The 26,838-nt window shown below is 71.3% G+C and carries 22 protein-coding genes; 15 read left to right on the top strand and 7 right to left on the bottom strand.

What is annotated here, in order from left to right:
* Positions 1-189: 189 nt before the first annotated feature.
* On the bottom strand, positions 190-2,271 hold the full coding sequence (locus AB5J56_RS41005) for a flotillin family protein (protein ID WP_369240880.1): 2,082 nt from the start codon (positions 2,269-2,271) through the stop codon (positions 190-192).
* A gap of 91 nt (positions 2,272-2,362) precedes the next feature.
* The gene (locus tag AB5J56_RS41000) at positions 2,363-2,980 is read right to left on the bottom strand and encodes a hypothetical protein (RefSeq protein ID WP_369240878.1); all 618 of its coding nucleotides are present in this window, start codon (positions 2,978-2,980) and stop codon (positions 2,363-2,365) included.
* Between the two features lie 227 nt (positions 2,981-3,207).
* Here AB5J56_RS41000 and AB5J56_RS40995 point away from each other — a divergent pair, with 227 nt between their 5' ends.
* From AB5J56_RS40995 to AB5J56_RS40985, 3 genes are all read left to right on the top strand, one after another.
* Positions 3,208-4,266: a PucR family transcriptional regulator gene (locus tag AB5J56_RS40995; RefSeq protein WP_369240876.1), complete on the top strand. Its 1,059-nt coding sequence runs from the start codon at positions 3,208-3,210 to the stop codon at positions 4,264-4,266.
* Positions 4,267-4,427: 161 nt separating this feature from the next.
* A complete protein-coding gene (locus tag AB5J56_RS40990; RefSeq protein ID WP_369240874.1) occupies positions 4,428-5,168 on the top strand; it encodes a DUF4142 domain-containing protein in 741 nt (246 codons plus the stop codon).
* Between the two features lie 167 nt (positions 5,169-5,335).
* Positions 5,336-6,241, top strand: a complete 906-nt coding sequence (locus AB5J56_RS40985; RefSeq protein WP_369240872.1) for a ribonuclease BN — start codon at positions 5,336-5,338, stop codon at positions 6,239-6,241.
* Between the two features lie 23 nt (positions 6,242-6,264).
* Here AB5J56_RS40985 and AB5J56_RS40980 read toward each other — a convergent pair whose 3' ends face one another.
* Both AB5J56_RS40980 and AB5J56_RS40975 read right to left on the bottom strand, forming a co-directional pair.
* On the bottom strand, positions 6,265-7,215 hold the full coding sequence (locus AB5J56_RS40980; RefSeq protein WP_369240870.1) for a transferase: 951 nt from the start codon (positions 7,213-7,215) through the stop codon (positions 6,265-6,267).
* Positions 7,216-7,322: 107 nt separating this feature from the next.
* A complete protein-coding gene (locus tag AB5J56_RS40975; protein WP_369240868.1) occupies positions 7,323-8,588 on the bottom strand; it encodes a glycosyltransferase family 4 protein in 1,266 nt (421 codons plus the stop codon).
* 244 nt (positions 8,589-8,832) lie between these two features.
* On the opposite strand from AB5J56_RS40975, the gene AB5J56_RS40970 reads away from it, so the two are divergent.
* From AB5J56_RS40970 to AB5J56_RS40940, 7 genes are read left to right on the top strand one after another with little or no spacing between them, the layout of a single operon-like run.
* On the top strand, positions 8,833-9,735 hold the full coding sequence (locus AB5J56_RS40970) for an SCO3242 family prenyltransferase (protein ID WP_369240866.1): 903 nt from the start codon (positions 8,833-8,835) through the stop codon (positions 9,733-9,735).
* Complete coding sequence (locus tag AB5J56_RS40965; RefSeq protein ID WP_369240864.1) at positions 9,732-10,679, top strand: sugar phosphate isomerase/epimerase family protein; 948 nt, start codon at positions 9,732-9,734, stop codon at positions 10,677-10,679. Before AB5J56_RS40970 ends, AB5J56_RS40965 begins: the two co-directional genes overlap by 4 nt.
* A gap of 26 nt (positions 10,680-10,705) precedes the next feature.
* Entirely contained in the window at positions 10,706-11,356 is a 651-nt protein-coding gene (locus tag AB5J56_RS40960) for an EboA domain-containing protein (protein ID WP_369240862.1), read from the top strand.
* The gene (locus AB5J56_RS40955) at positions 11,356-12,210 is read left to right on the top strand and encodes a TatD family hydrolase (protein WP_369240860.1); all 855 of its coding nucleotides are present in this window, start codon (positions 11,356-11,358) and stop codon (positions 12,208-12,210) included. The genes AB5J56_RS40960 and AB5J56_RS40955 overlap by 1 nt, the downstream gene beginning before the upstream one ends.
* A 9-nt stretch (positions 12,211-12,219) precedes the next feature.
* The gene (eboE, locus tag AB5J56_RS40950; protein WP_369240858.1) at positions 12,220-13,389 is read left to right on the top strand and encodes a metabolite traffic protein EboE; all 1,170 of its coding nucleotides are present in this window, start codon (positions 12,220-12,222) and stop codon (positions 13,387-13,389) included.
* A gap of 39 nt (positions 13,390-13,428) precedes the next feature.
* The gene (locus tag AB5J56_RS40945; protein ID WP_369240857.1) at positions 13,429-14,877 is read left to right on the top strand and encodes an alkaline phosphatase family protein; all 1,449 of its coding nucleotides are present in this window, start codon (positions 13,429-13,431) and stop codon (positions 14,875-14,877) included.
* A complete protein-coding gene (locus AB5J56_RS40940) occupies positions 14,870-16,072 on the top strand; it encodes a cytochrome P450 (RefSeq protein ID WP_369240856.1) in 1,203 nt (400 codons plus the stop codon). Before AB5J56_RS40945 ends, AB5J56_RS40940 begins: the two co-directional genes overlap by 8 nt.
* Here the strand turns inward: AB5J56_RS40940 and AB5J56_RS40935 are convergent.
* Both AB5J56_RS40935 and AB5J56_RS40930 read right to left on the bottom strand, forming a co-directional pair.
* Positions 16,053-17,672 carry a protein kinase gene (locus AB5J56_RS40935; RefSeq protein WP_369240855.1) on the bottom strand — a complete coding sequence of 540 codons (1,620 nt, stop codon included), beginning with the start codon at positions 17,670-17,672 and terminating at the stop codon, positions 16,053-16,055. The genes AB5J56_RS40940 and AB5J56_RS40935 overlap by 20 nt on opposite strands.
* 173 nt (positions 17,673-17,845) lie before the next feature.
* Positions 17,846-18,910 carry a protein kinase family protein gene (locus AB5J56_RS40930; RefSeq protein WP_369240854.1) on the bottom strand — a complete coding sequence of 355 codons (1,065 nt, stop codon included), beginning with the start codon at positions 18,908-18,910 and terminating at the stop codon, positions 17,846-17,848.
* Positions 18,911-19,110: 200 nt separating this feature from the next.
* Here AB5J56_RS40930 and AB5J56_RS40925 point away from each other — a divergent pair, with 200 nt between their 5' ends.
* The 3 genes from AB5J56_RS40925 (at position 19,111) to AB5J56_RS40915 (ending at position 23,130) form a co-directional block, all read left to right on the top strand.
* Positions 19,111-20,967 (top strand): hypothetical protein, encoded by a 1,857-nt coding sequence (locus AB5J56_RS40925; protein WP_369240852.1) that lies wholly within the window; start codon positions 19,111-19,113, stop codon positions 20,965-20,967.
* A gap of 7 nt (positions 20,968-20,974) precedes the next feature.
* Positions 20,975-22,105, top strand: coding sequence for a serine/threonine-protein kinase (locus AB5J56_RS40920; RefSeq protein ID WP_369240850.1), 1,131 nt, complete (start codon positions 20,975-20,977; stop codon positions 22,103-22,105).
* A 194-nt stretch (positions 22,106-22,299) separates the two neighbouring features.
* Positions 22,300-23,130 (top strand): aldo/keto reductase, encoded by an 831-nt coding sequence (locus AB5J56_RS40915; protein ID WP_369240848.1) that lies wholly within the window; start codon positions 22,300-22,302, stop codon positions 23,128-23,130.
* A gap of 26 nt (positions 23,131-23,156) precedes the next feature.
* Here the strand turns inward: AB5J56_RS40915 and AB5J56_RS40910 are convergent, their stop codons facing one another.
* Positions 23,157-24,497, bottom strand: a complete 1,341-nt coding sequence (locus tag AB5J56_RS40910) for an MFS transporter (RefSeq protein ID WP_369240846.1) — start codon at positions 24,495-24,497, stop codon at positions 23,157-23,159.
* Between the two features lie 185 nt (positions 24,498-24,682).
* Between AB5J56_RS40910 and AB5J56_RS40905 the strand changes: the two genes are divergently transcribed.
* A complete protein-coding gene (locus AB5J56_RS40905) occupies positions 24,683-25,315 on the top strand; it encodes a helix-turn-helix domain-containing protein (RefSeq protein WP_369240844.1) in 633 nt (210 codons plus the stop codon).
* 492 nt (positions 25,316-25,807) lie between these two features.
* Complete coding sequence (locus AB5J56_RS40900) at positions 25,808-26,626, top strand: hypothetical protein (RefSeq protein ID WP_369243078.1); 819 nt, start codon at positions 25,808-25,810, stop codon at positions 26,624-26,626.
* The last annotated feature ends 212 nt before the right edge of the window (positions 26,627-26,838 follow it).

Here is a 26,838-nt window from a genome sequence, read left to right as displayed (position 1 = left end):
GCGGGCGGCGCACGAAGGTGTGCGGGTGGTACGGCGGTGCAGGAAGGCGTGCGGGCAGCGCGGGGGCTGCGGGAAGGTGTGCGGGTGGTGCGAGCCGTGCGGTGAGCTTGGGCAGGACATGCATGCGGGAGGAAGTGCGGTCCGGAGCCGCCGTCCCCTGTGCGGCGGCTCCGGACCCGGCAGCGGCGGTCAGGCCTTGGCGCTGCCGTTCAGCGCGGCGAGCGGCAGGTCGGAGAGACCCAGCTCACCGGCCCTGTCCATGAGCTGGCGCAGCTGACCGGCGTTCGTGCCGCCGCCCGACTTCATGAGTTTCATCAGCAGTGCGGAGACGGTCAGGTTCTGCACGTCGGCCGTGGAGACCGAGCCCAGGATGCGGCCGAGGTCGTCCGGAAAGCTCGACGAGCCGTCCAGCCAGGGTCCGGCCAGCGCCCGCGCGGTGGCGGAGTTGTCCACGAAGGCGTCGACGCCCTTGCCGAGCGCGACCGAGTTGACCAGCCGGTCGAAGAAGACCGAGTCGCCGCCGACGATGTCGATGTCGGCGTTCTCCAGTCCGGTCGCGAGGACCGTGGCCTGCGCCTCGGCGACCTGCCTCTGGACATCGAGCCCGGCCAGCCGGATCTCCTTCTCCGCCTGGATGCGCAGCCGGTACTCCTCGTGGCCTCGGGAGGCGTCGTCGAGGGCTGCCATCGCGGCCGCCTTCTGGGTGAGGCCCTCCGCCTCCGCCTTGAGCTTCTCGCCGATCGCGGTGGCCTCGGCGAGCGCCTTGGCCCGCGCGCCCTCGGCCTCCGCACGCAGCCGCGCCTCGGTGCCCTCCGCCTCGGCGCGCATCCGGGCGCCGGTGGCCTCGGCCTCGGCGCGGCCCGCCTTCTCGATGACGTCGGCTTCCTTGTCGCGCACCTGGACGTCGGCGAGGCCGGCCGCGGCGGTCTCCGCCTGGACACCCTCGGCGAGCCGCAGCTTGGCGCGGGCGTCGAGGTCGGCGGACCTCAACCGGGCCTCGGCGAGGGTGAGTTGCTCGGCCGCACGGTGCTTGGCGGCGGCTTCCGCGGCCTCGGCCGCCTTGATGTCCTTGACCAGCTTCTCCTGCGCCTCGGCCTCCGCCGCGATGATGACCGCCTGGCGTCCGCGCTCGGCCTCCTCGACCACACGCAGCTTCTTGATGGCCTCCTCCTGCTCGGCGACCGTGCGGTCGACGGCGATGCGCTCCCGGATGACGTCCGCGACCTCGCGGCGCTCGGCCTCGACCTCCTTGTCCTTGGCGATCCCGGACAGCGAGGTCTCCCGCTCCCGGGCGATGACCTCAAGGACGCGGTCCTTCTCGATGCGCTCGTTCTCGACGGCGATGACCCGCTCGCGGTTCTTCTGCGCGACGGCGATCTCCCGTGCCTGGTTCTCGCGCTGGACGCCGAGCTGCTCCTCGGTGCGCAGGAACGCGGACTGCGCGCCCAGGCGTTCCTCCTCCTGGACCTTCGCGGTGGTCGCCTCCTCGCGGGCCCGCAGGGTCTCGACCTCGCGCCGCTGCTTGATCTCGGCCTCGGCCTGGCGGCGCTCCAGTTCGAGGATGGTCTCCCGGGCGTCGACGTTCTGCCGGGTGATCTCCTTCTCCTCGGTGCGCTGGAACTCGTTGGTGCGCACGTGCTCGACCGTGGTCAGTTCGGTGATCTTCCGGATGCCCTGGGCGTCAAGGATGTTCGCCGCGTCCAGCTGGGACATCGGCGTCTGCTCCAGGAAGTCGATCGCCGCGTCGTCGAGGTGGTAGCCGTTCAGATCTGTGCCGATGACCTGGATGATCCGGTCCCGGAACTCCTCGCGCTTGGTGTAGAGGTCGACGAAGTCGAGCTGCTTGCCGACGGTCTTGAGCGCCTCGGAGAACTTCGCCGCGAAGAAGTCCTGGATCGCCTCCGCGTCGCTCGCGGTCTGCGTGCCGATGGCCTGGGCGACCTTGATGACGTCCTCGACGGTCTTGTTGACGCGGACGAAGAAGCTGATGTGGATGTCGGCCCGGATGTTGTCCCGGCAGATCAGGCCCTCGCGGCCGGTACGGCGGATCTCGATGGTCTTCACCGAGATGTCCATGTACTCGGCCTTGTGGAGCACCGGCAGGACGACCGCGCCGGTGAAGGTGACGTCGACCTTCTTCGTCTTGGAGATGATCAGCGCCCGGCCCTGCTCCACCTTGCGGAACAGCGTGCTGATCATCAGCAGCGTCGTGATCATGATGAGCAGGACCACGGCGACGAGCACGCCGAGACCCAGGGTGATGGCATCCATGAGAGTCCTTGGGGACAGAAGCAGAAGAGTACGAAGTTGTGCGTGGCCGGACAGCCGAAGTCCGGACAGCCGAAGTACTGAGGGGCCGTGCTCAGGGCGACCTGCGCGGGTCGAGCGCGGTGTCGTACGGCGCGACCCAGAAGAACTCGCCGCTCTCGTCGTAGGCGTACAGCAGTCCCGTACTGCCGCTGCCGAGCGCGTCGCCGCCGTGCTGGCGGACCTGGACGACCGCGGTGGAACCGTCGGCCGCCGCGACCTCGGCCTGCCCGAAGCCGGCGTCCACCCGCCCCGTGCGGATGGTGCAGGTCAGGCCGACGAAGTCCAGGCGGGAGGGCCCGCGTTCATCGGGGAAGAGGCGGTGCAGCGGCCGTATGACCAGGCGGGTCAGCCGCCAGGCGAGCAGCGGCGCGGCCAGCAGGATCGCGAACCGCGTGAGACCGCGGACCAGGTCCGAGGGCATCAGCGGGTCGAGCAGCACGGTCGCGCTGAGGCTGAGGAACCAGGCGAACGCCATCAGCAGCGAGAACGGGACGGTCACCGGCACCGCGCCGAACTTCAGGGCGCTCGCGTGCAGATGGGCGTGCGCGTCGAAGCCGTGCGACTCGGCGGCGCCGACGGCCACGAGCAGCCAGAAGGCGACGACCACCACGAGGGCCGACGTGAACAGTACGGTCGGAAAGCCGGCGGCTACCGCGAGAAACGCGCTCATTGTCGCCACCCCCGACCTTCCTCACCGTGCACGGCTCCCCTCCGGTTTTCGGTGCCGAACCCCTGCCGGGATCCGGCACCGAAAACGTCCGCCGTGCTCCCCTCCGGCCATCCTGCATGTCCTGAACTCGCCCGCGCATTGCCGGTTTCCGGCAGTGTTCACTAGGGTCTGCATGCCGGATACCGCTAAGAAAGCGTCACCGGAGCGTCAAGAGACGAGGGGTCGAAGTGACGGAGCGGGACATACCGGGGCAGTATCTGGACGGCTATGCCCAACTCCTGGCGGACGTCTCGGCCACCGGCCGGCGCCTCACCCGCGACGAGATCGAGTCGCGGCGCGCCCTCGGTGAACGGGCCGCCGACGCCGGCCACGCGCTGCGCGCGCTGATCAGCGCGTACCTCGCCGCCACCCGCGTCGCCTGGCCCGACACACCCGGTTCCTCCGACAGCACGCTCGCCGCCGTGCAGCAGGTCGTCGACGCCTTCGCCGAGGGCTACGAACGCGCCCAGCGGCTGGCGGTGCGTCAGGAAGAGGCGGCACGGCGGGAGTTCATCGACGACCTCCTGTACGGCCGCAGCGATCTCGGCCGCCTCGCCGAACGCGCCGAGCGCTTCGGCCTGCGCCTCTCCCACGCACACGCCGTCGCCGTCGCCCAGGGGCCGACCGCGTACGACGAGAGCGCCGCCGCCCCGCGCCAGGTGGAGCGGGCGCTCATCGCCCGCTTCGGCGACCGCAGCACCCTGGTCACCACGAAGGACGGCCGGATTCTGTGCATCGCTCCGGGCGACCAGGAGGACGTGCTCGCCTACTTCGCCAAGCAGGCGTACGCGGCCACGGAGGGCGGACTCGTCGCCGTCGGCCGCGCCCAGCCCGGCGCCGGCGGTGTCGTGCAGTCATACGAGGAGGCCCTCAACACCCTCGACCTGGCCGAGCGCCTCGACCTGGACGCCCCTGTCCTGCACGCCGCCGACCTGCTCGTCTACCCGGTTCTCACCCGCGACCGCCAAGCCATGGCCGATCTCGTCCTGGACGCCCTCGGCCCGCTGACCGGCGCCCGCGGCGGCGCCGAGCCACTCCTCGACACCCTCACCGCCTACTTCGACTGCGGCTGTGTGGCCGCGGAAGCCGCCCGCAGGCTGTCCCTGAGCGTGCGCGCCCTGACGTACCGCCTGGAACGCATCCACAAGCTCACCGGCGCCAACCCGGCCGACCCCGCGCACCGTTACACGCTCCAGACCGCGGTCATCGGCGCCCGGCTGCTCGACTGGCCCGCGAAGCAGCTCTGACCGCTCCGCCGACCCGGCTGCCCAGCCCGACCTCCATGACCCCTCAACGCCCATGTGACACACCGCATAAGGCGGAGCGCAAAAACTTCTCCACGCGATGATGGATCCGAGCGGCACATCCGTATCCCTGGGCGTACAGGTCGCTCAAGGTCGGAGGCGTCATGCCCATCTCCCGCAACATGGCAGGGTCCGTTTTCGTGTTCGGCGCGTTGGGGCTGACCCTCACCGCCCTCGCGTACCCCGCCATGCTCGGGGTCCAGACAACGTCCACCTCGCAGGACCGCATCATCGCCAACACCCAGTACGGACCGCTGACCGAGGCGGACCGCGACTTCGTCGTCAAGGTGCGCGCGGCCGGGCTGTGGGAGTACCCTCTCGGCGAGATCGCGCTGCAGCGGGGCACGACCCCGGCCATGAAGGAGGCGGGCAAGCACCTCATCGTCGGGCACTCGGGGCTCGACGCGGAGTGCCGCAAGATCGCCCCCGAGCTGGGGATCACCCTGCCGAACCAGGCATCCCCGCAACAGCAGCAGTTCGTGGCGACCGCGGCCGCCGCCAACGGCAAGGAGTTCGACTCCACCGCGGTCAACATCATGCGGGTGACCCACGGCCAGATCTTCCCGGTCATCGCCAAGATCCGGGCCACCACCAAGAACTCGCTGGTGCGCCAGCTGGCCGTGATGGCCAACTCCACCGTCCTCGACCACATCACGATCCTGGAGAAGACAGGGCTGGTCAACTTCGACCAGGTCAACTTCCAGCAGTCCACCCCGCCCAAGCTCCCCAAGGACCAGCTCACCCCGCCCGCGCCGCAGCCGGGCTCCCCCATCCTCACGCTCAAGCCCCGCCCCGACCTGAACATCGTCACCGCCTCACCGACGCCCACCCCGACGGTCGGCTGAGCGGACGTCGGCGGGCAGCTCGCCCGCGGTCGGCAGGCCTTCCGACGATGCGGGATTAACCGGTTCATTCCTGGTTAACCGGACGACGTGAGCGAGAAGTCGTGCGTCGGCGGGCCTGCCCGAGAGGTCGGCCCGGCGCTCGGCCTGCCCCGGGCACGGAGACACCCGTGAACCGCCCGGAGCACCGGGCCCACGGCATATGGGACCGGCTCGGCCTCGCGGAGCTCCTGCGGCGCGGCAAGGAGCTGGAGCTGATGCACCGCTCCATGGGCTTCGCCACCTTCGCGCTGGTCACCCTGGCACCGCTGCTGATCGTGGTGGCGGCGGTCGATCCGCTGGGGCACGGCGGATTCGCCCTGTGGCTCGTCGACGGAATGGGCCTGTCGGGTCGCTCCGCGCAGGCCGTCACCCATGTCATCAGCCCGCCCCGCAAGGTGGTCGACACCACGACCGTCTGGAGTGGCGCACTGCTCGCGCCGTTCGGCCTGGCCTTCGCCTCGAGCGTCCAGAACGGCTACGAGAGGATCTGGGAGCTGACCAGCAAGCCGTGGCACCGGATCTGGCGGCAGACGGTCTGGCTCTCCATGCTGACCGGCTATCTCTACCTCCAGGTGGAGACGCGGACGGTCCTGGAGGGCACGGCCCGCATCCTGCTCAGCTCGGTGGCCGGCGTGCTGTTCTTCCTGTGGGGACCGCGGCTCCTCCTCGGCCACCGGATCCGGCCCCGGGAACTCCTTCCCGGCGCCGTCGCCACCATGCTGGGCCTGATCGGCCTGAGGTGGTTCTCCACCCTCGTGTTCACCCCGCTCGTCGCCGCCAACGCGCTCAGCTACGGCGCCGTGGGCACCGTCCTGGTGGTGGAGTCCTGGTTGACCGGCGTCGGATTCGTGCTCTACGGCGGCGCGTTGCTGGGCCGCCATCTGTGGCACGGGTTCGGGCCCGCCGACGAGTCGTCCCGGCGGACCGAGCCGGACGCCCCCGACGCGGAGGGGACCGGCTCTCAGGCGCCGGGCGCGGAACCGGCCGGCTCGGAGGCGGACCGGCAGGCGTCGTCGCCCCACCGGACACGCTGAGCCGGCGTCCCGTCGGGCGTGGGTCAGCCGGCCGTCCTCACCTCCACGGCAAGGTCGTTGTCGACGGTGTAGTACGGGCGTACGACGGCATCGCCGACCGTGGCCGCCGGGTACACGAAGATCTCCTTGCGGTCCGCCACGTCGTCCAGGAGCCGGCCGACCCGGACCAGCGGGGCCTCCGCGTCGGGCTGCACGAAGACGTCCCAGACACGGTTGCCGCTGCCGCCGCCGGTGACCAGCTCCGCGTAGTCGACGGTGAAGGAGAAGGTCCGTCCGTCGGCCTCCGCCTGCGCCCGGAGGGTCCGTACGACGCCGCCACCGCCCCGCAACCGCAGCCGTACGGCAGCTCCTTCGGAGAGCGAGGCGCCGTGCAGCCGGGCCCTGACCGTCGTCGTCGCCGACCGGGTGCTGCCAACGATGCCGTCGGCTTCCGCGTGCGCGGGACGCAACCAGGACCGCAGGGCCAGATGGCCGTCCTTGGTGACGTACGGGATCCGGACGGCCACCGGCGACGGCCGGTCGCGGAGGTTCCCGTCGACCAGAGCGCGCAGATCCCGCAGCCCGGGGCGCAGCCGCTGCCGCTCCGCTCCCGGCTCGCCGATCAGGTACACGTCCCAGCGGCCCTCCGCGAGAACGGGCGTCGGCTCCAGGACCGCACGTCGGCGATCGTCGCCTGCGGGTTCCAGGTCGAGGAGGTGAACGGTCTTCTCGGGCTGTCCCTTCTTGGGGCGCAGCCGCAGCAGGAGCTGCGGCCGGGTGGCGGAGGGCACCTCAAGACCAAAGGTGATCCGTCCGTCGGCATCGACCGAGCAGCCGACCCGCGGCTGCGCGTCGCGCGGCACGCTCGCCGCCGCCCCTTCCGTTCCCGGCTGCCCGCCCGTCACCGGCCCCTCCCCGTTGCGCTGCGCCACCATCGCCGCCTCTTCAGTGCCGGGCCGCACGCCCATCGCCCCCTCGTCCGCGCCGCGTCGCACGGCCGTCGATGTCCCCTCTGCTGCACGCAGTACGCCGGTGCCCGCACTCTTCACACCCGGCTGCGCACCCGTCCCCGACCCCGCACCCTCCGCATCCCGCCGCACGCTCATCCCCGTCCCCGTCGCATCGTGCGCAGCGCGCTGCCGACCGCAGCATGGGCGGCGTCTCGGACAGCGAAGCCCTGGCTGATCAGGGCGCGGTTCACGCGGCCGCGTGAGGGTGCGACGCGACGGCCGGTCCTGCGGGCCGCGATCGCTTCGTCGAGCAGACGCTCGGCCTGTGCGACCACAGGGCCGGGGGCGAACCGTCCCGCGTTCTCCACGGCCGTGCGGCCCATGCGGCGGCGCCGCTCGTCGTCGCGGACGAGTTCCAGCAGGGCCGCGCCCAGCGCGCCGTGGTCCCCCACCGGCACGAGCCGGCCGTCGGCCCCGTCCTTGATGATCTCGCCGGGTCCGTACGGGCAGTCGGTGCTGACCACGGGCAGCCCGCAGCGCATCGCCTCGACGATGGTCATGCCGAACGGCTCGAAGTTGGAGGCGGCCGCGCCGATCGAGCCCTTGACCCACTCCGCCTCCATAGGAGCCGCCGCGCCCATCAGGAAGACGTTGTCGTGCAGAGCGAGGTCTGTCACGAGCTGCCGTAGCCGGTCGTGCTCCTCGCCCGTGCCGTAGATGCGCAGTTTCCAGTCCGGGTGTTCGGCCGCGACCAGGGCGAACGCCTCGATGAGCAGGTCATAGCGCTTCACCGGGACCAGCCGGCCGGCTGCGACGACCACCTTCGCGGTGCCGTCGGCGGCGGGCAGTTCGGGATCGGGAACACTGTTCGGAAGTGCTTCCACGCGGACGCCGGGCAGCCGCATCTTGCGCCGGTAGGCGGCGGCGTCCGCCTCGGTGACCGTGGTGAGCGCGTCGAGCCGACGGTAGGCGCGGCGCAGTGCGGTGCGCAGGGCCGGCGGATGGTTGTCGAGGGTGAGGTGTTCCTGCCCGATGCGTACGACGTGCTGCGGAGCCTGGAGAGCGAGGTGCACGTTGAGCCCCGGCCGGGTACCGATGACCACGTCGGCGTCGGTCGACTCCAGGTATGCGCCGATCCGCTGGTCGGTCAGCTCGTTGTACTGCTGGTAGCGGTACTCGGCGGCCGGGAAGACCCGCGCCGGCCGCTGATACAGCGGATGCTCCCGCTCGTGGCGCAGGTCCACCAGCGGCCGCAGCGACACCCTCGGGTCCAGGGTGAAGGTGGGCTCCTCGCGGTGCCGCAGCGCGGAGACGACCTCCACGTCGTGCTGCTCGGCCAGTGCCTGGGCCAGGTTGAACGTGGTGGTGATCGTGCCTCCGATCCCGTAGGCGTTGTGTATTAGGAAAGAGACCTTCATGGCGGACTAGACGGCGCGAACTACCCGACAGTTGCCCACCGTTACCGCTTCGTGGCCCTCGCGGAGACGTACTGCCGCTCGACCAGCGGCGGCCCGGCGCACATGGCAAGTCGAGCGTCCAGGACGCTCGTTCACCAATACACGTCTACACCTGCATGAACACAAGGTGAACGCCCGCGCCTGCATCGCAATTTCCTTGATCACATCAATACATGAAGGTTAAAGCATCATGTAGCGTCACGGCATGGCCCCCCACAAAAGCCACCGCCGCGACAACCGCCGGTGGCGACACCGCCTTGCGGACCTGGCCGAACTGGTCCGCGCACCCGCAGCTCTCAGCGTTCCCGGCGATGTCCTCGCCGGTGCCGTCGCGAGCGGTCGTCCGCTCGGCCCGCGCACGCTGGGCACGATGACTTCCTCCGTCTGCCTCTACTGGGCCGGCATGGCACTCAACGACTACGCCGACGCGACCCTGGACGCCGTGGAGCGCCCGGGCCGCCCGATCCCCTCCGGACGTGTCCCGCGGCGTACTGCGTTCGCCGCCGCCTCCGCCCTGACCGCGGCGGGAATCGGACTCGCCGCCGTCGCGGGAGGCCGACGCGGTCTCGGTACGGCACTGCCGCTGGCCGGTCTCGTCTGGGCATACGACCTGGGGCTGAAGAACACCCCCGCCGGGCCCGCCGCGATGGCCGGCACGCGCTTCCTCGACGTACTGGCCGGGGCCCGGGCGACTGCTCCCGCCCTTCCCGCCGCCCTCGTGGTCGGTCTGCACACCTATACGGTCACATTCCTGAGCCGCCACGAGACGACCGGTGCCCCGGCATCCGTACCCGCCCTGTCCCTCGCCGGAAGCGCGCTGGCGGGGCTGGGCGCGGCCGCCACGGCCCGTGACGGCGACCGCGCGGCTCGCGTCGCAGCAGTGGTCGGCGCAGGCGGCTACTTCGCGGCGTACGGGTCCGCACAGGCCCGGGCCGTACGGGAGCCGTCCGCGGCGAACGTCCAACGAGCCGTGGGCGCGGGCATTCTGGGCCTGATGCCGCTTCAGGCGTCGCTCACCGCGGCCGCCGGCGCGCCGAGGGCCGCCGCCGCCCTCGCGGCCGCTCATCCACTGGCCCGCCGGCTCGCGAGACGGGTGTCTCCCACGTGAACGACCAGACGGGGTTCTCCTCCATGAACGGCTACCGGAACAACCACTTCGCCGACGATCACGGCACCGAAGGGACGACCGGCCTCGCCCGCCGCGGCACCACCCCGCTCCGGCTCGGGTACGGCACCAACGGATTCACCAACCACCGTCTGGAGGACGTGCTTCGCGTCCTGGCCGACCTCGGCTACGACGGCGTCGCACTCACCCTCGACCACGGCCACCTCGACCCGTACGCCGACGACCTGCCGCGCCGGGTGACACACCTCGCCCGTCTGCTCGACACCCTCGGCCTGTCCGCGACCGTCGAGACGGGCGCTCCCTACCTCCTCGACCCCTGGCGCCAGCACGTCCCCAACCTGATGTCGGACTCCGGTGCGGAGCGCCGAACGGACCTGCTGCGCCGCGCGGTTCGGATCGCCGCCGACCTCGGCTCACCGACCGTCCATGTGTGCAGCGGTCCCGGCCCCGACGGACTGCCGGAGGAGGACGCCTGGAAACGGCTGACGGCCGGTTGCGAGGCCGTCCTGGAGACAGCGGAGGCGTACGGCATCACACTGGGCTTCGAGCCGGAACCGTACATGTTCCTCGACACCGTCGACCGCTGCCTGGAGCTGCGTGAACGGCTCGGCGGACACGACCTGTTCGGCATCACCCTCGACATCGGCCACGCGCACTGCGTGGAGGACGCCCCGGTGCTCGACTGCCTGCGGCGGGCCGCGCCATACCTGGTGAACGTGCAGATCGAGGACATGCGGCGCGGCATTCACCAGCACCTCGAATTCGGTGCGGGAGAGATCGACTTCCCGCCTCTCCTCGCAGAGCTCACCGCGCTCGGCCACCGCGGTCTGGTCTCCGTCGAGATCCAGGGCGGCTCGCTGCAGGCACCGCAGATCGCCCGTCGCTCCCTGGATTTTCTACGCGCATCACTGCCCACGGCTGCCTGAACCAGCCCAGCAATCGGAGGCACTCCATGACCTCTCAGCACCATGGCCTCTCCGCCGCCACCTCTGACCCACCCCTCACTCTCGACACACTGCTGTCGCCCGACGCCCAGGACTGGCTCGCCACGGCCACCGCCCGTATCGCCGCCGACCCCGACACCATCCAGGTCCTCTTCCCCGCCGCCGCCCGCCGGTGCGGGCGCCCCACCGCCGACGCAGTGCGCGCGGCTCTGCTGCTCGCACTGCCGCAGTGCGGGGACGAACTCGCCACCACCACGGCAGAGTTGTACCGGCGCGGCGACCCCTCCGAGCAGCGGGCCGTCCTGCGCGCCCTGCCGCTCCTGGAAGACAACGATCCCTCCTTCGGCGACCTCGCGCTGCCCCTCGTCCACGAGGCGCTGCGCACCAACGACACCACGCTCGTGGAGGCCGCGCTCGGCTCCTACGCGACCCGGCACCTGAAGGTGGACGCCTTCCGGCAGGCCGTGCTGAAGTGCGTGTTCTGCGAGATCCCGCTCGACCGGATCAGCGGGCTCCCCGAACGCGCGGACGGCGAACTCGCCCGCATGCTCGCCGACTTCGCCCGCGAGCGGACCGCCGCCGGCCAGCCCGTCCCCTCCGACATCGAGCCCCTGATCCGGGCCTTCCCCGCACCGCCCATACCCGAGGGAGCCGCGTGATGCGCATCTTCGACCCACACATCCACATGACCTCCCGCACCACCGACGACTACGAGGCCATGTACGCCTCCGGCGTCCGTGCCGTCGTCGAACCCGCCTTCTGGCTGGGCCAGCCGCGCACCACGGTCGGCTCGTTCACGGACTACTTCGACGCGCTGCTGGGCTGGGAGCCCTTCCGTGCCGCCCAGTTCGGCATCCAGCATTTCTGCACGATCGCGCTGAACCCGAAGGAGGCGAACGATCCGCGCTGCCTTCCCGTTTTGGACGAACTGCCGCGCTATCTCGCCAAGGACCGTGTCGTCGCGGTCGGTGAGATCGGCTACGACTCGATGACGAAGGAGGAGGACGAAGTCCTCGCCCGTCAGCTGGAATTGGCCGTCGAGCACGAGCTGCCCGTGCTCGTACACACCCCGCACCGCGACAAGGCGGCCGGCACCCGCCGCACGCTGGCCGTGGTCCGCGAGTCGGGCATCCCACCCGAGCATGTCCTCGTCGACCATCTCAACGAGCTGACCGTCGGCCTGGTCAAGGAAAGCGGCAGCTGGCTGGGTTTCTCCGTCTATCCCAGGACCAAGATGAGCGAGGACCGGATGGTGCGGATCCTGCGCGAGCACGGCACCGAGCGCGTCCTCGTCAACTCGGCCGCGGACTGGGGCCGCAGCGACCCGCTCAAGACCCGCAGCACCGCCGACGCGATGCTCGCCGACGGGTTCACCGAGGACGAGGTCGACCAGGTCGTATGGCGCAATCCGGTCGCCTTCTACGCGCAGAGCGGACGGCTGGACCTGGACGAGCCCAAGCCCGACGACGCGGCACTCTTCGAGGGCAACTCCATCCGCCGCGGCGGAGAGTGACGATCCGTCATGCGCCTCCTCCACACGGACGGCACGACCGTTCATCTCGCCTACTGCAGCAATGTGCACGCCGCCGAGAGCCTCGACGGCGTGCTGGCCCAACTCGCCGACCACGCCGAGCCGGTGCGCCGGGAACTCGGCGCCGATCTGCTGGGCATCGGGCTGTGGCTGGCCCGTGACGTGGTCGCCGAACTCGCCGCGCGCCCGTCCGCCGTCGCCGAACTGCGCCACGAACTGGCCCTGCGCGGCCTGGAGACCGTCACCCTCAACGCCTTCCCCTACGAGGGCTTCCACCGCGAGGTCGTCAAGAAGGACGTCTATCTGCCGGACTGGGCTGACGAGGAGCGGCTGCGCTACACCCTGGCCTGCGCCCGTGTCCTCGCCGGCCTGCTGCCGGACGACGCCGTACGGGGTTCGGTGTCGACGCTGCCGCTCGCCTGGCGCACCCCCTGGCCCGCCGACCGTGCGGAGCGGGCCCGGCGCGCCCTGGACCGGCTCGCCGCCGGACTCGCCGAACTGCACCGCGACACCGGGCGCCGGATCCGGGTGGCGTTCGAGCCGGAGCCGGGGTGCGTGGTGGAGGACACCGTGCAGGCGGCACGGGAGTTCGGCGGCCTCGATCCGGAGTGGCTCGGCATCTGCCTGGACACCTGCCATCTCGCCGTGCAGTTCGAGGAGCCGGGTACGGCGCTGGCACGGCTGGCCGCGGCCGGGCTGCCGGTGGTCAAGGTGCAGGCGTCGGCCGCCCTCCAGGCCGACCACCCGACGGAGCCCGCGACACGGGCGGCCCTGGAGCGGTTCGCCGAGCCGCGCTTCCTGCACCAGACCCGCACGCGCGCAGTGGACGGCACGGTGCTCGGCGTCGACGACCTGCCCGAGGCCCTCACGGGCCGACTGCCCGCCGACTCGCCCTGGCGCATCCACTTCCACTCTCCGCTGCACGCCGCGGCCGAGGCTCCGCTGCGCACGACGGTCCCGGTGCTCTCCGACACCCTGCGCGCGCTGCTCGGCGGGCCCACGGCACTGTGCGACCACATCGAGGTCGAGACGTACACCTGGAACGTCCTTCCGCAGAGCCTGCGCCCCGCGGGGCCGGCCGCCCTGGCCACCGGTCTCGCCGCCGAACTCACCTGGGCCCGCAACCAGTTGCTGGCCCTCGGACTGACCACCGACCGCTAGGTCTGTTCGCAGCCCGCCCCCCACACGCAAGGAGCCCCCATGCCCCAACCACTCGTCGTCCTCGACATCGTGGGCCTCACCCCCCGTCTCCTCCAGCACATGCCCGCCGTCTCCGCCCTCGCCGAGCGCGGCTACCGGGCCCGCCTCAACACGGTGCTCCCCGCCGTGACCTGCTCGGTCCAGTCCACCTTGCTGACCGGCGTACTCCCCCGCGAACACGGCATCGTCGGCAACGGTTGGTACTTCCGCGACGTCGGCGACGTACTGCTGTGGCGACAGCACAACGAACTGGTCGGCGGCGACAAGCTCTGGGACGCCGCCCGGCGCTCCGACCCGGGCTACACCGTGGCCAACATCTGCTGGTGGTACGCCATGGGCGCGGACGTCGACTGGACCGTCACCCCGCGGCCCGTGTACTACTCGGACGGCCGCAAGGAGCCGGACTGCTACACGTACCCGCCGTCCCTGCACGACGAACTGACCGACAGGCTCGGCCCGTTCCCGCTGTTCACCTACTGGGGCCCGAACGCCGGGATGCCGTCCAGTCAGTGGATCCTCGGCGCCGCCCGGCAGATCTTCGACGAACACCACCCCGACCTCACCCTGGTCTACCTCCCCCACCTCGACTACGAGCCGCAGCGCACCGGCCCCGACTCCCCCGAGACGGCCCGCGCCGCCCGTGAACTCGACGACGCGGTACGCCCGTTGATCGACCACTTCCTCGCCGCGGGCGCCACGGTGGTGGCGCTCAGCGAGTACGGGATCGCGCCCGCCGACCGTCCCGTGGACATCAACCGCGCGCTGCGCGAGGCGGGGCTGCTGGAGGTCTACACCCAGGACGGCATGGAGTACCTGGACCCGTGGAAGTCCCGCGCCTTCGCCGTCGCCGACCACCAGATCGCGCACGTCTACGTCCGTGATCCGGCCGACCTGCCGAAGACCGCCGAGCTGGTCGCCTCGCTCGGTGGCGTCGCCGAAGTCCTCGACGGGGACGGCAAGCACGCGCAGGGCCTGGACCACGAGCGCTCCGGTGAACTCGTCGCCGTCGCCGAGCCCGGCGCCTGGTTCACGTACTACTACTGGCTGGACGACGCCCGCGCCCCGGACTTCGCCCGCCAGGTCGAGATCCACCGCAAGCCCGGCTACGACCCCGCCGAGCTGCTGTACGACCCCGAGGTGCCCGCTCTGAAACTGCGCGCGGCGGCCCAAGTGGCCCGCAAGAAGCTCGGGTTGCGCTACCGCATCCAAACGGTGCCGCTCGATCCGTCCGGGGTCCGCGGCAGCCACGGGCGGCTGCCCGACGACCCGCAGGACGGTCCCGTACTGATCTGCTCGGAGCCGGACGGCGCCCGCGACGAGATCGACGCCACCGACGTCAAGGAGCTCCTGCTGGGGCTGGCGCAACTCCCCGCGCACGTCAGCGCGAATGACCCCGCGACCGTAGCCGCAGATGACCGTACGACCGCCCCCGGAGACGACCGTGCCTGAGAACGCCCTGCCGGCCCTGCCCATGCAGCGGACCACCCTGCTCGACCCGCCCGCCGACTTCGCACGGCTGCGCGAGCAGGGGCCGATGAGCCGGATCGCCCTCTGGGCCGGCAACACCCCGTGGCTGGTCACCCGTTACGAGGACGCCCGGTCCGTGCTGGCCGATCCCCGGTTCAGCTCCGAGAACGTCCGCGAGGGGTTCCCCGGACTCCAGCCGACGCCGCCGCCGCGCTCCCCGGGGCAGCTGTTCGCCATGGATCCACCCGACCACACCCGGCTGCGGCGCATGCTCATCCCCGACTTCACCTTCCGCCGGGTCGAGGAACTCCGCTCTGCCATCGGGCACTTGGCCGACGACCTGATCGACGATCTGCTGGCCAAGCAGCCGTCCACCGCCGACCTGGTGGAGCACTTCACGCCTCCGCTGCCCCTGTTGGTCATCTGCGAGCTGCTCGGAGTGCCGTACGCGGACCGGGAGTTCATCCACCGGCAGGCCGCCGCATTCGCCACCGTCAGCGCGGGACCCGAGGCGATGCGGGCGGGCTGGGCCGCGCTGTTCGGCTACTTGTCCGAACTGCTTGCAGCCAAGTCCGCGGATCCGGGCGACGACCTGGTGAGCCGCCTCGCGACCGAGCGCGTGGCCACCGGCGAGGCCACCGCGCCCGAGGCGGCCGGGCTGGCGGTCCAGCTCCTCATCGCCGGCCACGAGACGACGGCGAGCATGCTGTCGCTGGGCGTGGTCACCTTGCTCTCCCATCCCGGGCAACTGGCGGCACTGCGGGCCGATCCGGCGCTGCTGCCGGGCACCGTCGAGGAGTTGCTGCGCTATCTGAGCGTGGTCCACATCGGTCTGCGCCGCATCGCCACCCAGGACGTGGAGATCGGCGGCGTCACGGTCCGGGCGGGCGAGGGGGTCGTCGTCTCCCTCCAGGCGGCCAACCGCGACCCGCGCGCCTTCGCCGACCCTGACGCCTTCGACATCACCCGCGACGCCCACCACCACCTGGCCTTCGGCCACGGGCTGCACCACTGCCTCGGCCAGTCCCTCGCCCGGGCGGAACTCCAGATCGCACTGCCCGCACTGTTGCGGCGACTGCCGGACCTCACCCTGGCCGCCCCCGCCGAGGACTTCGCTCTCCAGGGCCGGGCCATCCACGGCGTGAGCCGTCTGCCCGTCAGCTGGCGGTCGTCGTGAACCCGGCCCTGACCTTGTCGAAGACGGGACGGTAGGTGTCCCAGCGTGCGTCGGGCGCCGAGAGGTAGAGGTCGTACTCGCGGCCGCCCTCCTGTCCGAAGCCGAGGTCGATGGCGCGGAACGCCCGCGCTCGCCCCTGGAAGGTGAACTCCCAGACGGCCGCGGGCAGTCCGCGGAACGACGTCTTCTCCATGCGCAGCTTCCGGTACGTCGAGTAGTTGACCTTGGTGTTCGCCTCGATGCTCTTGAAGTGCGCCATCGGGTTCGGCCCGGCGGGTTCCACCGTGCCGATGGTGAGCTCGACCAGGCGGGTCTTGTCCGTGTAGCTGACCTGCTCGGACGTCGTCTTCACAGCCGTCCACCCGTCCGGCACGGGGAAGGACACGCCGAGCCCCTTGTCGCTGACGAGGTGGAACCCCTGGGGCACGGGCGGTGGGGTGTACGACGGCGTGGCCGAGCCGGAGGCCTGCGCACCGTCGCGTCCGTCGCGCTGGGTCACGTAGTAGAGGCCGCCCGCCACGGCCGCGGCCACAACCGTCACGGCCACGGCGACGCGGACCGGCCGGCGCCGCTTGCCACCACGGCCCCGGCGCCCGCCTCCGGCCCGCCCCGGGTCTGCGTCCGCGCGCGTGGGCGTGGGCGGCTCCGGCGCCAGGCGGGTGGCCCCGGCCGCTGCCGTGCCCGCGGCCTCGCCGTCCCCGTAGCCGTCACCGAGTCCATTCTTGGAGCCGCTCCCGTGCCAGGCGCGGACCATCGCCGTCGACACGGTCACCGCCGCCGGTCCGCCGTCCCGTACGATCCGCAGCGCCCGTTCCGTCTGTTCGGCGTTCGGCCGCTCGCCGGGTTCCTTGACGAGCAGCGCGTCGATGAGCGGCTCCAGCGCTCCGGCCTGCTTCATCGGAGGCAGCGGGTCGACGGCGATGGCGTACGCGGTCTCGACCGCCGTGTCCTTGCGGAACGGGGGCCGGCCCTCCACCGCCTGATAGAGAGTCGCTCCCAGGGCCCACAGGTCGGAGGCGGGGCCGGGCGTGCGTCCGCGCATCCGCTCCGGAGCCATGTAGTCGATGGAACCGACCATCTCGCCGGTCTTGGTCAGCGTCGAGGTTCCGGTCGTCAGGGCGATGCCGAAGTCGGTGAGGACGACACGGCCCTCCGCGGCGAGCAGCACGTTGCCGGGCTTGACGTCACGGTGCAGTACGTCGGCGGCGTGCGCGGCGCGCAGCGCGGCGATCATGCCGAGACCGATACGGGCCGCCTCCTCGGGCGGGAGGGTCCGGCCGCCCTTGAGCAGGTCCGCGAGCGTGACGGAGGGGACGTACTCCATGACGATGCAGGGCAGCCCCTCGTCGTCCACGACATCATGGACGACGACCACATGGGGGTGCGCGATCCGGCCCGCGCTGCGTGCCTCGCGGCGCGTGCGCTCGTACAGCGTGGCGAGTTCGTCGTGGGCCAGGTGGGGATGCGCATGCAGTCTCTTGAGCGCGACCTGCCGGTCCAGCACCTCGTCCTGGGCGCGCCACACCGTGCCCATGCCGCCCTGGCCGATCCGCTCCACCAGCCGGTACCGCCCGGCGACGAGCCGTCCCTCGTCCGACACAGCCCAGCCTCCGCCAACTTCGTTCACGTCCGATCGGTTCCGCCACAATAGCCGCCGCAAATTCCCGGAATGCCGACGGCATCCGCGGGCTCGGCTGCCCTACGGCAGCCGGGGCCCCGCCCGTTGCGCCGTACGCCGCCGCCGGTCCGATCGCGGTGGTGGCGGGGCAGGACTCACGCGGCCAGCGTCTCCCGGAGGTCGGCGGCGGGGAACGGGGTGCGTTTGCTCTGCGTGAGCAGTCGGCGGTGGAAGTCGTCCAGGACCACTGCGGTCCGGGCGTGCCGGTCGATGATCGCGCCGATTTCCGGCGGGACGCCGTCCGCCCGGTGGCCCGCGGCCCATTCGCGCAGAAACGTGTCGCGGTCGACGTCGCCGCGTACGTGATCGAGCAGGTGGTGGCGGAGCAGATGGGTCGGGGCGTAGCAGCGGTCGTAGACGAGGTGGTCCGCCAGGAAGGCGGCCTCCTGCGCGGAGAGTTCGAAGGCCGTACTCGACGCGAGGCCGAAGTCCGTGAAGTACACCTGCTGTCCGTCGGTCAGCAGGTTGGCGAAGTGCCCGTCGAAGTGGACCAGTCCGCGGGCGCTCATGAAGGCCGTCGTGCGCGCCTGGGCCTCTTCGATCCACGAGTAGCGCGAGACGGCGTCCGATGCCGCGGAGGCGGCGTCCCGCTGCTCGCCCAGCCATGCGGCGAGCGTCTGCGGCACATGTTCCAGGAAGAGCACCAGGCTCGCGGAGGAGCTGCCGATGGCCTCCAGCCGGCGGCGCACCGCCGGTGAGCCCTCCCAGTGGGCGACGGCCCCGTCGATGCCGCCGAACGCGTCGACGAACCCCGTGGGCGGCCGGTCGGGCAGTATCCGCCAGTGATACAGCAGCGGGAACCCCGCGTGCTCGCCCCCGAGTACCCACTGGGTGGTCATGAGGTGCGCCGCCAGCTCGCGCCAGGCGCTGAACCCCGCCGACCCCATCCCGTACTGGTAGAACACGGGCAGGTCGAACAGATTGGCTGTCGATCGCACGTTCCCCGGCCGTAGCTCCAGGTCCGTGAGGGGAACACGCTTCACGAAGACGCGTACGCCGTCCACGTCCAGCTCCGCCGATCTGCCGCCGATGCCGGAGCCGAGGGCGGGCGCGGCAGCCACGGCGTCACCGAGCCGGCGCTCGCCGAGCAGCGAGAGGCTCGCGCTCACCGTCGCGTACGCGGACAGACGTGTGGCGTGGACCGAGTCGGTCTCGGGCATCGACGGCTCCTTCAATGTCCCCTCCAGGCCCTGGAGTTGACAGTCGTATCACGCATCCGTCCACTGTCCGGGCGGGTCGGTGGAGTTGCGCTTAGGTGCAGCGCGCTCGCCGTCACGCGCCCTTGCGCTCCCCCCTCCCGCCGCCGGAAGGTACCTCTTCCAAGGACCAAGACCGCACGGCCGGACGACAGGGGAGCGGCGTGAGCGAGCAGTCCGGGGCCGAAGATGCCCGCCTGAGCCAGCTGGGGGACGGGCTCAAAGAGATACGCGCGGCCCAACAGCGCCGCGAGGACGACCTGAAGACGCTGTACGACCGGTTCAGCACCCTCGCGGGAGGCCTGAAGGTACTGCACGACCGGTTCGGCATCCTCTCCGGTGGAGTGGAGTCCTTGCAGGGCAGGACGAACGAACTCGCCCGCCGGGTCGAGTCGGTGGGCACCGCCACCGAACAGGTACGGGAGGGCCTGGTCAAAACCCGGTCCGAACTGGGTGAGGTCAGGGCCGACCTCAAGGACTTCCGCTCCCAGTACGAGCGCGACCAGGCCGTCCTGGCCGCGCAGTTCGAGCTGGACCGGATCACCGAGGAATGGGAGCGCAGGTTCGGCAGCCGGGACAAGATCCGCTCTCTCGCCCGCAGCCTGGTCAAACAGCTCATGCCGCACCTCGTGGCGAGCGGGGTCATCGGCACCGACAACCTCCGGCGCATCGTGGAGGAACACCTCGTCCACGACCCCGACTTCTGGCTCGCCCACGCCACCATGGCGGTCGCCGCCCGGCTCGACGGAGACGAGGCGCGCCGGCTCAGCGCCATGGGGCAGGCGCAGGGGCTGGACCTCGGCCGGGCCAGCCTCTTCTTCTCGCTCGCCGCGGCGAGAATGGGTGAACACGAGCGGGCCGGCAACTGGATGGACGGCTACCTTCAGCATGCCGTCGACCCGGATCTGCTCGGCCGGGACTTCCTCGTCGTCCTCGACGCCGTCGCCAGCCGCGAACTCGGCGACTCCGCCCACAGTTACGCCCGCGAGGTGATGGTCCGCTGGGGCTCGGAGGCGGCGGCGGGCACCACGGCGGCCCGGGCCAGCGTGCGGCGCTGGGAACCCCAACTGCGCAGACTCCTCGCCTCGCCCGGCGACCGGTTCGCGGCCCTGGCCAAGGCCTACGACGGGGACTGGCCGGAACTGCTCGGCCACTGGCGGCTGGCCACCGTCAGCACCTGCACCCTCGACCATCTCCGCAAGGAGTTCCCGCCGCGGCGGCTCACGGCACCCACTGCCGGGCGTGCCCGCTACTCCGAGACGGCCCTGGACCGCCTCATCGGGCATCTCGAACCCGACGAGGCGGCCCTGCACACCAAGAAGGAGGCGTTGCGCCGGTTCATCGAGCACCGCGGCGACGAGCGGGCGGCGCAGCAGGAGCACGCGTTGCGCCAGGAGGCGGACGCCGAATCCGTGGACTTCGCGACGCTCCTCGACAACGCCGTCTTCAAACCCAGTCAGATCGCCCTCGGCGACGACGCACGCCGCCTCGCGCTCATGCTGGTCCTGTCGAACCTGTGCACCGCCGCCGAGGAGCTGGTGGCGGCCTCGCTGCGGCGGCGGCCGCGAGAGATCGACATCGTGATCGACGGATGGCGCGCCCGCATACCGACCGACCCCACCACGCCCGTGGACCTGCGAGCCCGCTCGGCCGAACTCGACACCGAACTGGCCGCGCGCACCGAAGCCGCGGCGGAGGCGGTCGACCGCAACCTGCCGCGACGCGTCGGAGGCACCGCGGGTGGAGTGGCCGCCCTGGTGCTCGCTGCCGTCTTCCTGAGCGGATTCTTCCTGGTGCTCATGGTGCTGCTCGGCGTCTCCGCCATCGGGTGGGCTCTGCTGGACGTGCCGCGCATACCGGCCGAACGTGACAGGATCCGCAAGGCGGGCCTGGTGCAACGGCAGCATGCGCAGGGCCGGTTGGGCGTCGTACTCAATCAGCATCTGGAGTTCTTCGCCGAATGGCACGACCATGCCGCACGGCTGCCCGAGCTGTGCGCCTGGGATCCGATGGGCAAGTGACGCGATCATGGAACCCGGACGTGTCCTCGACGGACGCTACCGACTCGACGTCGCCCTCGGCAGCGGCGCCCAGGGCTCCGTGTGGCGAGGCCATGACCTGCGCCTGAACTGCCCGGTCGCCGTGAAGGTGGCCACGCTGCACAACCACCCCGGGCGCGGCGAGACCTCCGAGGAGCTGAACCGGCGTGTCGCCCGGTTCCGCAAGGAGGCACAGGCGATGGCGCGCATCCGCAATCGGCCCCACGTCGCCGTGATCTACGACCACGGCGAGGACGGCGACCTCCTGTTCTCCGTCATGGAGTACATCGAGGGCAGCCCGCTCTCCGACCACACCGGACACGGCAGGCAGGTCACCCTGGAGCAGACCGTGCGCTGGACGCGGCACATCTGCGACGGGCTCGCCGACGCCCACGACGTCGGCGTGGTGCACCGGGACGTCAAACCCGGCAACGTCGTCATCGACGGCGACGGTGCCGCCAAGGTCATCGATTTCGGCCTCGCCCGCTTCGCCGACTCCTCCTCCTCGCACGGCCCCGGCTGGGGCACGCTGCACTACGCCTCCCCGGAACGGCTGCGTGAGGAGTCGGGCAGCGCTCTCAGCGACCTCTACTCGCTCGGCTGCGTCGTGTACGAGATGCTGACCGGCTGGACCCCCTTCGGTCACCTCTCCGATCCCTATACCGTCCTGTGGCACCACGTGAACGAACGGCCGGCCCCGCCGAGCGCACTGCGCCCGGGCGTTCCCCGCCCCCTCGACGCCCTCGTGCTGAAGCTGCTGGAGAAGGCCCCCGGCGACCGCCCGGCCGGCGCGCGTGCCGTGGACCGGGCGATCCAACAGATCGAGTACGTCCCGGACAACGCCGCCGACCCGCACGTCGACATACGGCACGTCGCCGAGATCCGGGACCTCGAACGGTTCATCCAGCGGTACGCCGACGGCCCCCGGGCGACGGACACGGACGTGCTCGACGCGCGCGCCCGGCACGCCAGGCTCACCGGTGAGTCGGGCGACCCGCGGGGTGCCGCCGCGCTCTGCCAGCGCCTGGGACAGGATTGCGCGCGCCTGCTCGGAGCCGATCACCGCCGGGTCTTCGAGGCCTATCGGGAGGCGTCCCGCTGGAAGGAGGGCGTCGGCTGAACTCGGCCCGCCGCCCCCGCCGCTGTGCGACACGCCGGCGAGCTGGACGACATCCCCCGACGTGGGACGCACGGATCCCGTCGCGTTCCTGTCCACGGCCCAGCCGTTCCTCGGCGCCGCCCATGCCGTCCACTGTCCGGGTGCCCGGTCCGTCCATACTGGTTGTACCGCACAGTCAATGGGAAGGGCCGATCGTGATCAGCACCCCGGCGCGCACGCTCAACGACCGTACGAGGATTCCCGCCCTCGGTCTCGGCACCTGGCCGATGGACGACGCGCAGGCGGAGCAGGCGGTGTCCGATGCCCTGGCCATGGGTTACCGCCTGGTCGACACGGCGACGAACTACCGCAACGAGACCGGTGTCGGCCGTGGTGTCGCCCGCAGCGACGTGCCCCGCGAGGAGATCGTCGTCACGACGAAGCTGCCGGGTCGCCACCACGGCTACGAGGAGACGCTCAGCTCGTTCGAGGAGTCGCGCGAGCGTCTCGGGCTGGAGTACGTGGACCTTTATCTGATCCACTGGCCGCTCCCCCGGGTCGGCAAGTACGTCGACTCCTGGAAGGCGATGATCAAGCTCCGCGAGGACGGGCTCGTCCGCTCGATCGGCGTCTCCAACTTCACGCCCGAGCACCTCGAACGACTGGAGAAGGAGACCGGCGTCCTGCCCTCCGTCAACCAGGTCGAGCTGCACCCCTTCCTCCCACAGGAGGAACTGCGCGCCTTCCACGCCGAGAAGGGCATCCTCACCGAAAGCTGGAGCCCGCTGGGCCGCGGCACCCAGCTGCTGGACGACCCCGCCGTCGCCAGGGTCGCCGAGGCCCACGGCGTGACTCCCGGCCAGGCGGTGCTGCGCTGGCACACCCAGCTCGGCGCGGTGCCCATCCCCAAGTCCGGGGATCCGGGACGGCAGCGCGAGAACCTCGACGTCTTCGGCTTCGAGCTCTCGCTCGCCGAGATGGGGGCCATCGCCGACCGTCCTGAGCGGCGCATGGGCGGCGATCCGGAGACGCACGAGGAGTTCTGACCCGGCCTCCGGATACCTACGTTGACCTAGCTGTCCACGTCCGTCTTCGGGCGCGCCGCGTGGGCGACGAGGAAGAGGAACAGTCCACAGGCGGCGACCAGGATCCAGCCCGGACGGGACGCGTGGGCGAGCCTCACCGGGCCCGCCCCCGCGACCAGGCCACCGGCCACGGCGATTCCGAGCGCGGAGCCGAACTGGCGCGCGGTGGAGGTGATCGCTCCCGCGACTCCGGCCCGGGCGGGAGGCAGCCCGCTCACCGCGGTGTTGGTGATCGGCGCGTTGGCGAAGCCGAACCCGATGCCGATGAGCAGGTAGGCCAGCAGGAGCAGCCGTACGTCCGTGTGCTGGTCGAGCCCGACCAGGCAGAGCCCGCCCGCCGTGATGAAGCCGCCGGCCAGGGCAAGCGGCAGCCGCGGTCCGATGCGGCCGACCAGCCGGCCGGACACGGGTGCGCAGACGGTCGCTCCGACGGCCAAGGGCAGGGTCGCCACTCCGGCGGCCAGTGGAGTCCAGCCCCGAGTGTGCTGCAAGTAGAGGGTGTTGAGCAGCAGCGTCACGTTCAGGGCGACGAACACCGCCACGGCGCCCAGGACCGCACTGCTGAAGACGGGGCGCCGGAAGAGCCGCGGGTCCATCAGGGGCTCGGGCCGTCGGACCTCGACCCGCACGAAGCCGACCGCCGCCATGGCGGCGAACGCGTAGGCGACCAGCGCCGCGGGCGACGTCCATCCCAGGTGCGGCCCTTCGATGAGGACGCCGACCGAGACCCCGATGACCACGGTCAGCAGGGCCTGCCCAGGCAGGTCGAGCCGCCGCGCCCGCGGTGCCCGGGACTCCGGCACGAACACCGTGCTGAGCACCAGCGCGGCCACGATGACCGGTGCGTTGATCCAGAACACCGACCGCCAGCCCAGCCCCTCGATGAGAGCGCCGCCGGTGACGGGACCGGCGGCCATGCTGAGCCCGAAGACCGACGCCCAGACACCGATCGCCTGCGCCCGCTCCTTCGGGTCGGGCATCGCGTTCACCACGATCGCGAGGGCCACCGGGCTGAGCATCGAGGCGCCGATCCCCTGAAGGGCGCGGGCCGCGATGAGCACACCCACCGAGGGGGCTATCGCGCAGAGCAGCGAGGCCGCGCCGAACACGACCAGCCCGGACTGGAACACCCGCCGGCGTCCGAACCGGTCCGCCAGCGCACCGGAGGAGACCAGGAGACTGGCCAGGACGAGGGTGTAGGCGTCCACGGTCCACTCGAGACCACGAGTCCCGACGCCCAGTCCGCGTCCGATGGCGGGCAGACCCACGTTGACGATGGTGGTGTCCAGGCCCACCAGGAACATGCTCAGACAGCAGACGGCGAGCACGGTCCAGCGCCTGCGCGCACTCAGAACAGGCTGAATGGATTGAACCGGTTGAACGGGCTGAGTCGGCGCGGTCATGGCCCACCTCTCACTTCCGGGAGCAACTGCTCGGCCATGCTCGGCCCGGACCCCGGCCGCGACCCATCCAATTTGCGGAGACCGCAAAAGATGGCCGCACAATGGGCCCCATGGACGACGAGCTGGAGCAGATAATCGACGGCATCGGGCCCCGGCTGCGCACACTGCGCCGGGACCGCGGGCTCACCCTGGAGTCGCTCGCGGCGACGACCGGGATCTCGCTGAGCACGCTGTCCCGCCTTGAATCGGGCAAACGGCGCCCGACCCTGGACCTGCTCATCCCGCTCGCGCGTGCGCACCGCGTCGCGCTCGACCAGCTGGTGGCCGCGCCGGCCAGCGGCGATCCCCGGGTGCATCTCAAGCCCCTGCGCAAGAGCCACGGCAGCGTCCTCGTGCCGCTCACGCAGTATCCGGGCCGGGTGCAGGTGTTCAAGCAGGTGCTCTCTCCCCGCGAGCCGAAGCTGGTCACGCACGACGGTTATGAGTGGCTCTACGTCCTCGCAGGCGAGCTGCGCCTGATCCTCGGAGAACGCGAATGCACGCTCCGCCCCGGCGAGGTGGCCGAGTTCGACACCCGCGAACCGCACTGGTTCGGTCCGGCGGACTCCAACGCCGTAGAGATCCTGCACCTGTTCGGGCCGCGCGGCGACCAAGTCGTCGTCCGCGCGAGCCCGTCCACGACGGATCCCGCTCCGGAGTCCGACAGCGCTTCACCGAACCGGACGCATCTGCAGACGCCTTGACCCGGCGGGCTTGAGGACGGCCGCCGCCGGTATGGGCGGGAGCGGCGGCCGTCGCGGGCCGCTCGGCTTGATCGGAAGTCCCCAGGAGTACGGCCCTGGCGCGACCCTCGTCATCCACGGACGGGCCGGGACAGAGGCGCGAGCAGTGGCCATGGGGACCTGTTTCGGCCTGACATCGCGCACAAGGAGGACCACGAAGTACGTACGGATCGCAATCGATACGATCTGGACACGATCGAGGCGATTGTCTGTACGAGGGTGGCGGGGGGAAACGACTTGCTTCGGGCAGCGGAGGGACGTCGTGGCCAAGGCGGTGACGACGGCCCCCTGGGCGAGGGACGGGACGGCAAGAGATCCCCGGCCGCCACGAACCCCGACAGCAGCGATATCGGCAACGGTGCCGCCGGCGCTGACGAGTTGGGCAAGGCGCGTGCCGCACTGTCGCGGTTGCTCAGGTTCGTGGGGCGCACTCTGCACCGCGAGTTGAACGGCATGGTCGTCGATCCGGTCCAGCGGCTGGTGCGCCGCGGACCGTCCGCCCTGTTCCTGGCGTTCGTGGCCGTCTGCGGGGTCGTCTTCTTCCACGCGATCGCCCAGCACTCGGCGGGTGCCGAGGCGGTGCGGCTGATCGGCGGCGTCCAGGGCGACCTGCCGCTGCCCGTGGCCCTGCTGCGGACGCCCGTGTCGCTGTACGTCCCCGCCCTCGACCTTCCGGTGTGGGCGGGCATCACCCAGCTGTTCCTCGCCTTCGCGCTCGCCGAAGTCGTCCTCGGCCGGGCCCGCACGCTGGCGGTCGCCTACGCCACCACGCTGATGGGCACCCTCACGGTCCGGGTGATGCTTGCGCTGGGCCCGGGCCGGTGGGGGCTGGGGCTGCCGCCCGAGGCCGGGCGGGTGCTCGACACCGGGCCGTCCGCCGCGGTGGTGGGCCTGTTCACCTACCTCTCGGTCGTCCGGCGCGCGCCCGTCGTCTTCACCCTCACCGGTGGCTCGATGGTGTGGGAGTCGATCGCCCGCCCCAACCTGGCAGGCCGCGAACACCTGATCGCCGTCGGCGGAGCGATCGTCCTGGGCCTCCTGCACGGACGTGGCCGGCGTCGGCGGCACGCACTGACGGCCCGGCTGCGGTCCTGGCCGGCACGCCGGAAACGGCCGGACGTCACGCCCTCGCCGGCACCGGAGCCCGTCGACTCCCCTCGCGACCGGGTTCCCGCACAGCGGTCGGCGCCCCGGTCGACAGCTCCAAAGTCAGCGGGCGCCGCACGCCCACAACGGCGAAAAGACCGTCGCCGGGGGCCCGGCGACGGTTGAAGTTCAGCCGTTTTACGCACACACGTATGCATGCCCGGCGCATTATCCGAACATGTCTACGACAAGGTGGCCGGGATCGGTCCACCCGCCGCCCGGTGCGTGACACCCCGGTTGAACTGTGGATTGTTCCGGCGCGCCCGGCAGACGGAGCGCCCTCCCGACACGCGTCATCGTGTACGGAATCGGCCAGGAACGCGCACTTCCGCCGGAGC

It is taken from the genome of Streptomyces sp. R21, from assembly GCF_041051975.1.
Classification (GTDB): domain Bacteria; phylum Actinomycetota; class Actinomycetes; order Streptomycetales; family Streptomycetaceae; genus Streptomyces.
Note: the sequence above shows the minus strand (reverse complement) of the source record. Positions and strands in the feature narration are given on the sequence as shown.

Coding starts and splice junctions, on each gene's coding strand:
- AB5J56_RS41005 (WP_369240880.1), bottom strand. CDS start 2,271: ATGGATGCCATCACCCTGGGTCTCGGCGTGCTCGTCGCCGTGGTCCTG.
- AB5J56_RS41000 (WP_369240878.1), bottom strand. CDS start 2,980: ATGAGCGCGTTTCTCGCGGTAGCCGCCGGCTTTCCGACCGTACTGTTC.
- AB5J56_RS40990 (WP_369240874.1), top strand. CDS start 4,428: ATGCCCATCTCCCGCAACATGGCAGGGTCCGTTTTCGTGTTCGGCGCG.
- AB5J56_RS40975 (WP_369240868.1), bottom strand. CDS start 8,588: ATGAAGGTCTCTTTCCTAATACACAACGCCTACGGGATCGGAGGCACG.
- AB5J56_RS40970 (WP_369240866.1), top strand. CDS start 8,833: ATGGCCCCCCACAAAAGCCACCGCCGCGACAACCGCCGGTGGCGACAC.
- AB5J56_RS40960 (WP_369240862.1), top strand. CDS start 10,706: ATGACCTCTCAGCACCATGGCCTCTCCGCCGCCACCTCTGACCCACCC.
- AB5J56_RS40955 (WP_369240860.1), top strand. CDS start 11,356: ATGCGCATCTTCGACCCACACATCCACATGACCTCCCGCACCACCGAC.
- eboE (WP_369240858.1), top strand. CDS start 12,220: ATGCGCCTCCTCCACACGGACGGCACGACCGTTCATCTCGCCTACTGC.
- AB5J56_RS40945 (WP_369240857.1), top strand. CDS start 13,429: ATGCCCCAACCACTCGTCGTCCTCGACATCGTGGGCCTCACCCCCCGT.
- AB5J56_RS40930 (WP_369240854.1), bottom strand. CDS start 18,910: ATGCCCGAGACCGACTCGGTCCACGCCACACGTCTGTCCGCGTACGCG.
- AB5J56_RS40920 (WP_369240850.1), top strand. CDS start 20,975: ATGGAACCCGGACGTGTCCTCGACGGACGCTACCGACTCGACGTCGCC.
- AB5J56_RS40905 (WP_369240844.1), top strand. CDS start 24,683: ATGGACGACGAGCTGGAGCAGATAATCGACGGCATCGGGCCCCGGCTG.
- AB5J56_RS40900 (WP_369243078.1), top strand. CDS start 25,808: ATGGTCGTCGATCCGGTCCAGCGGCTGGTGCGCCGCGGACCGTCCGCC.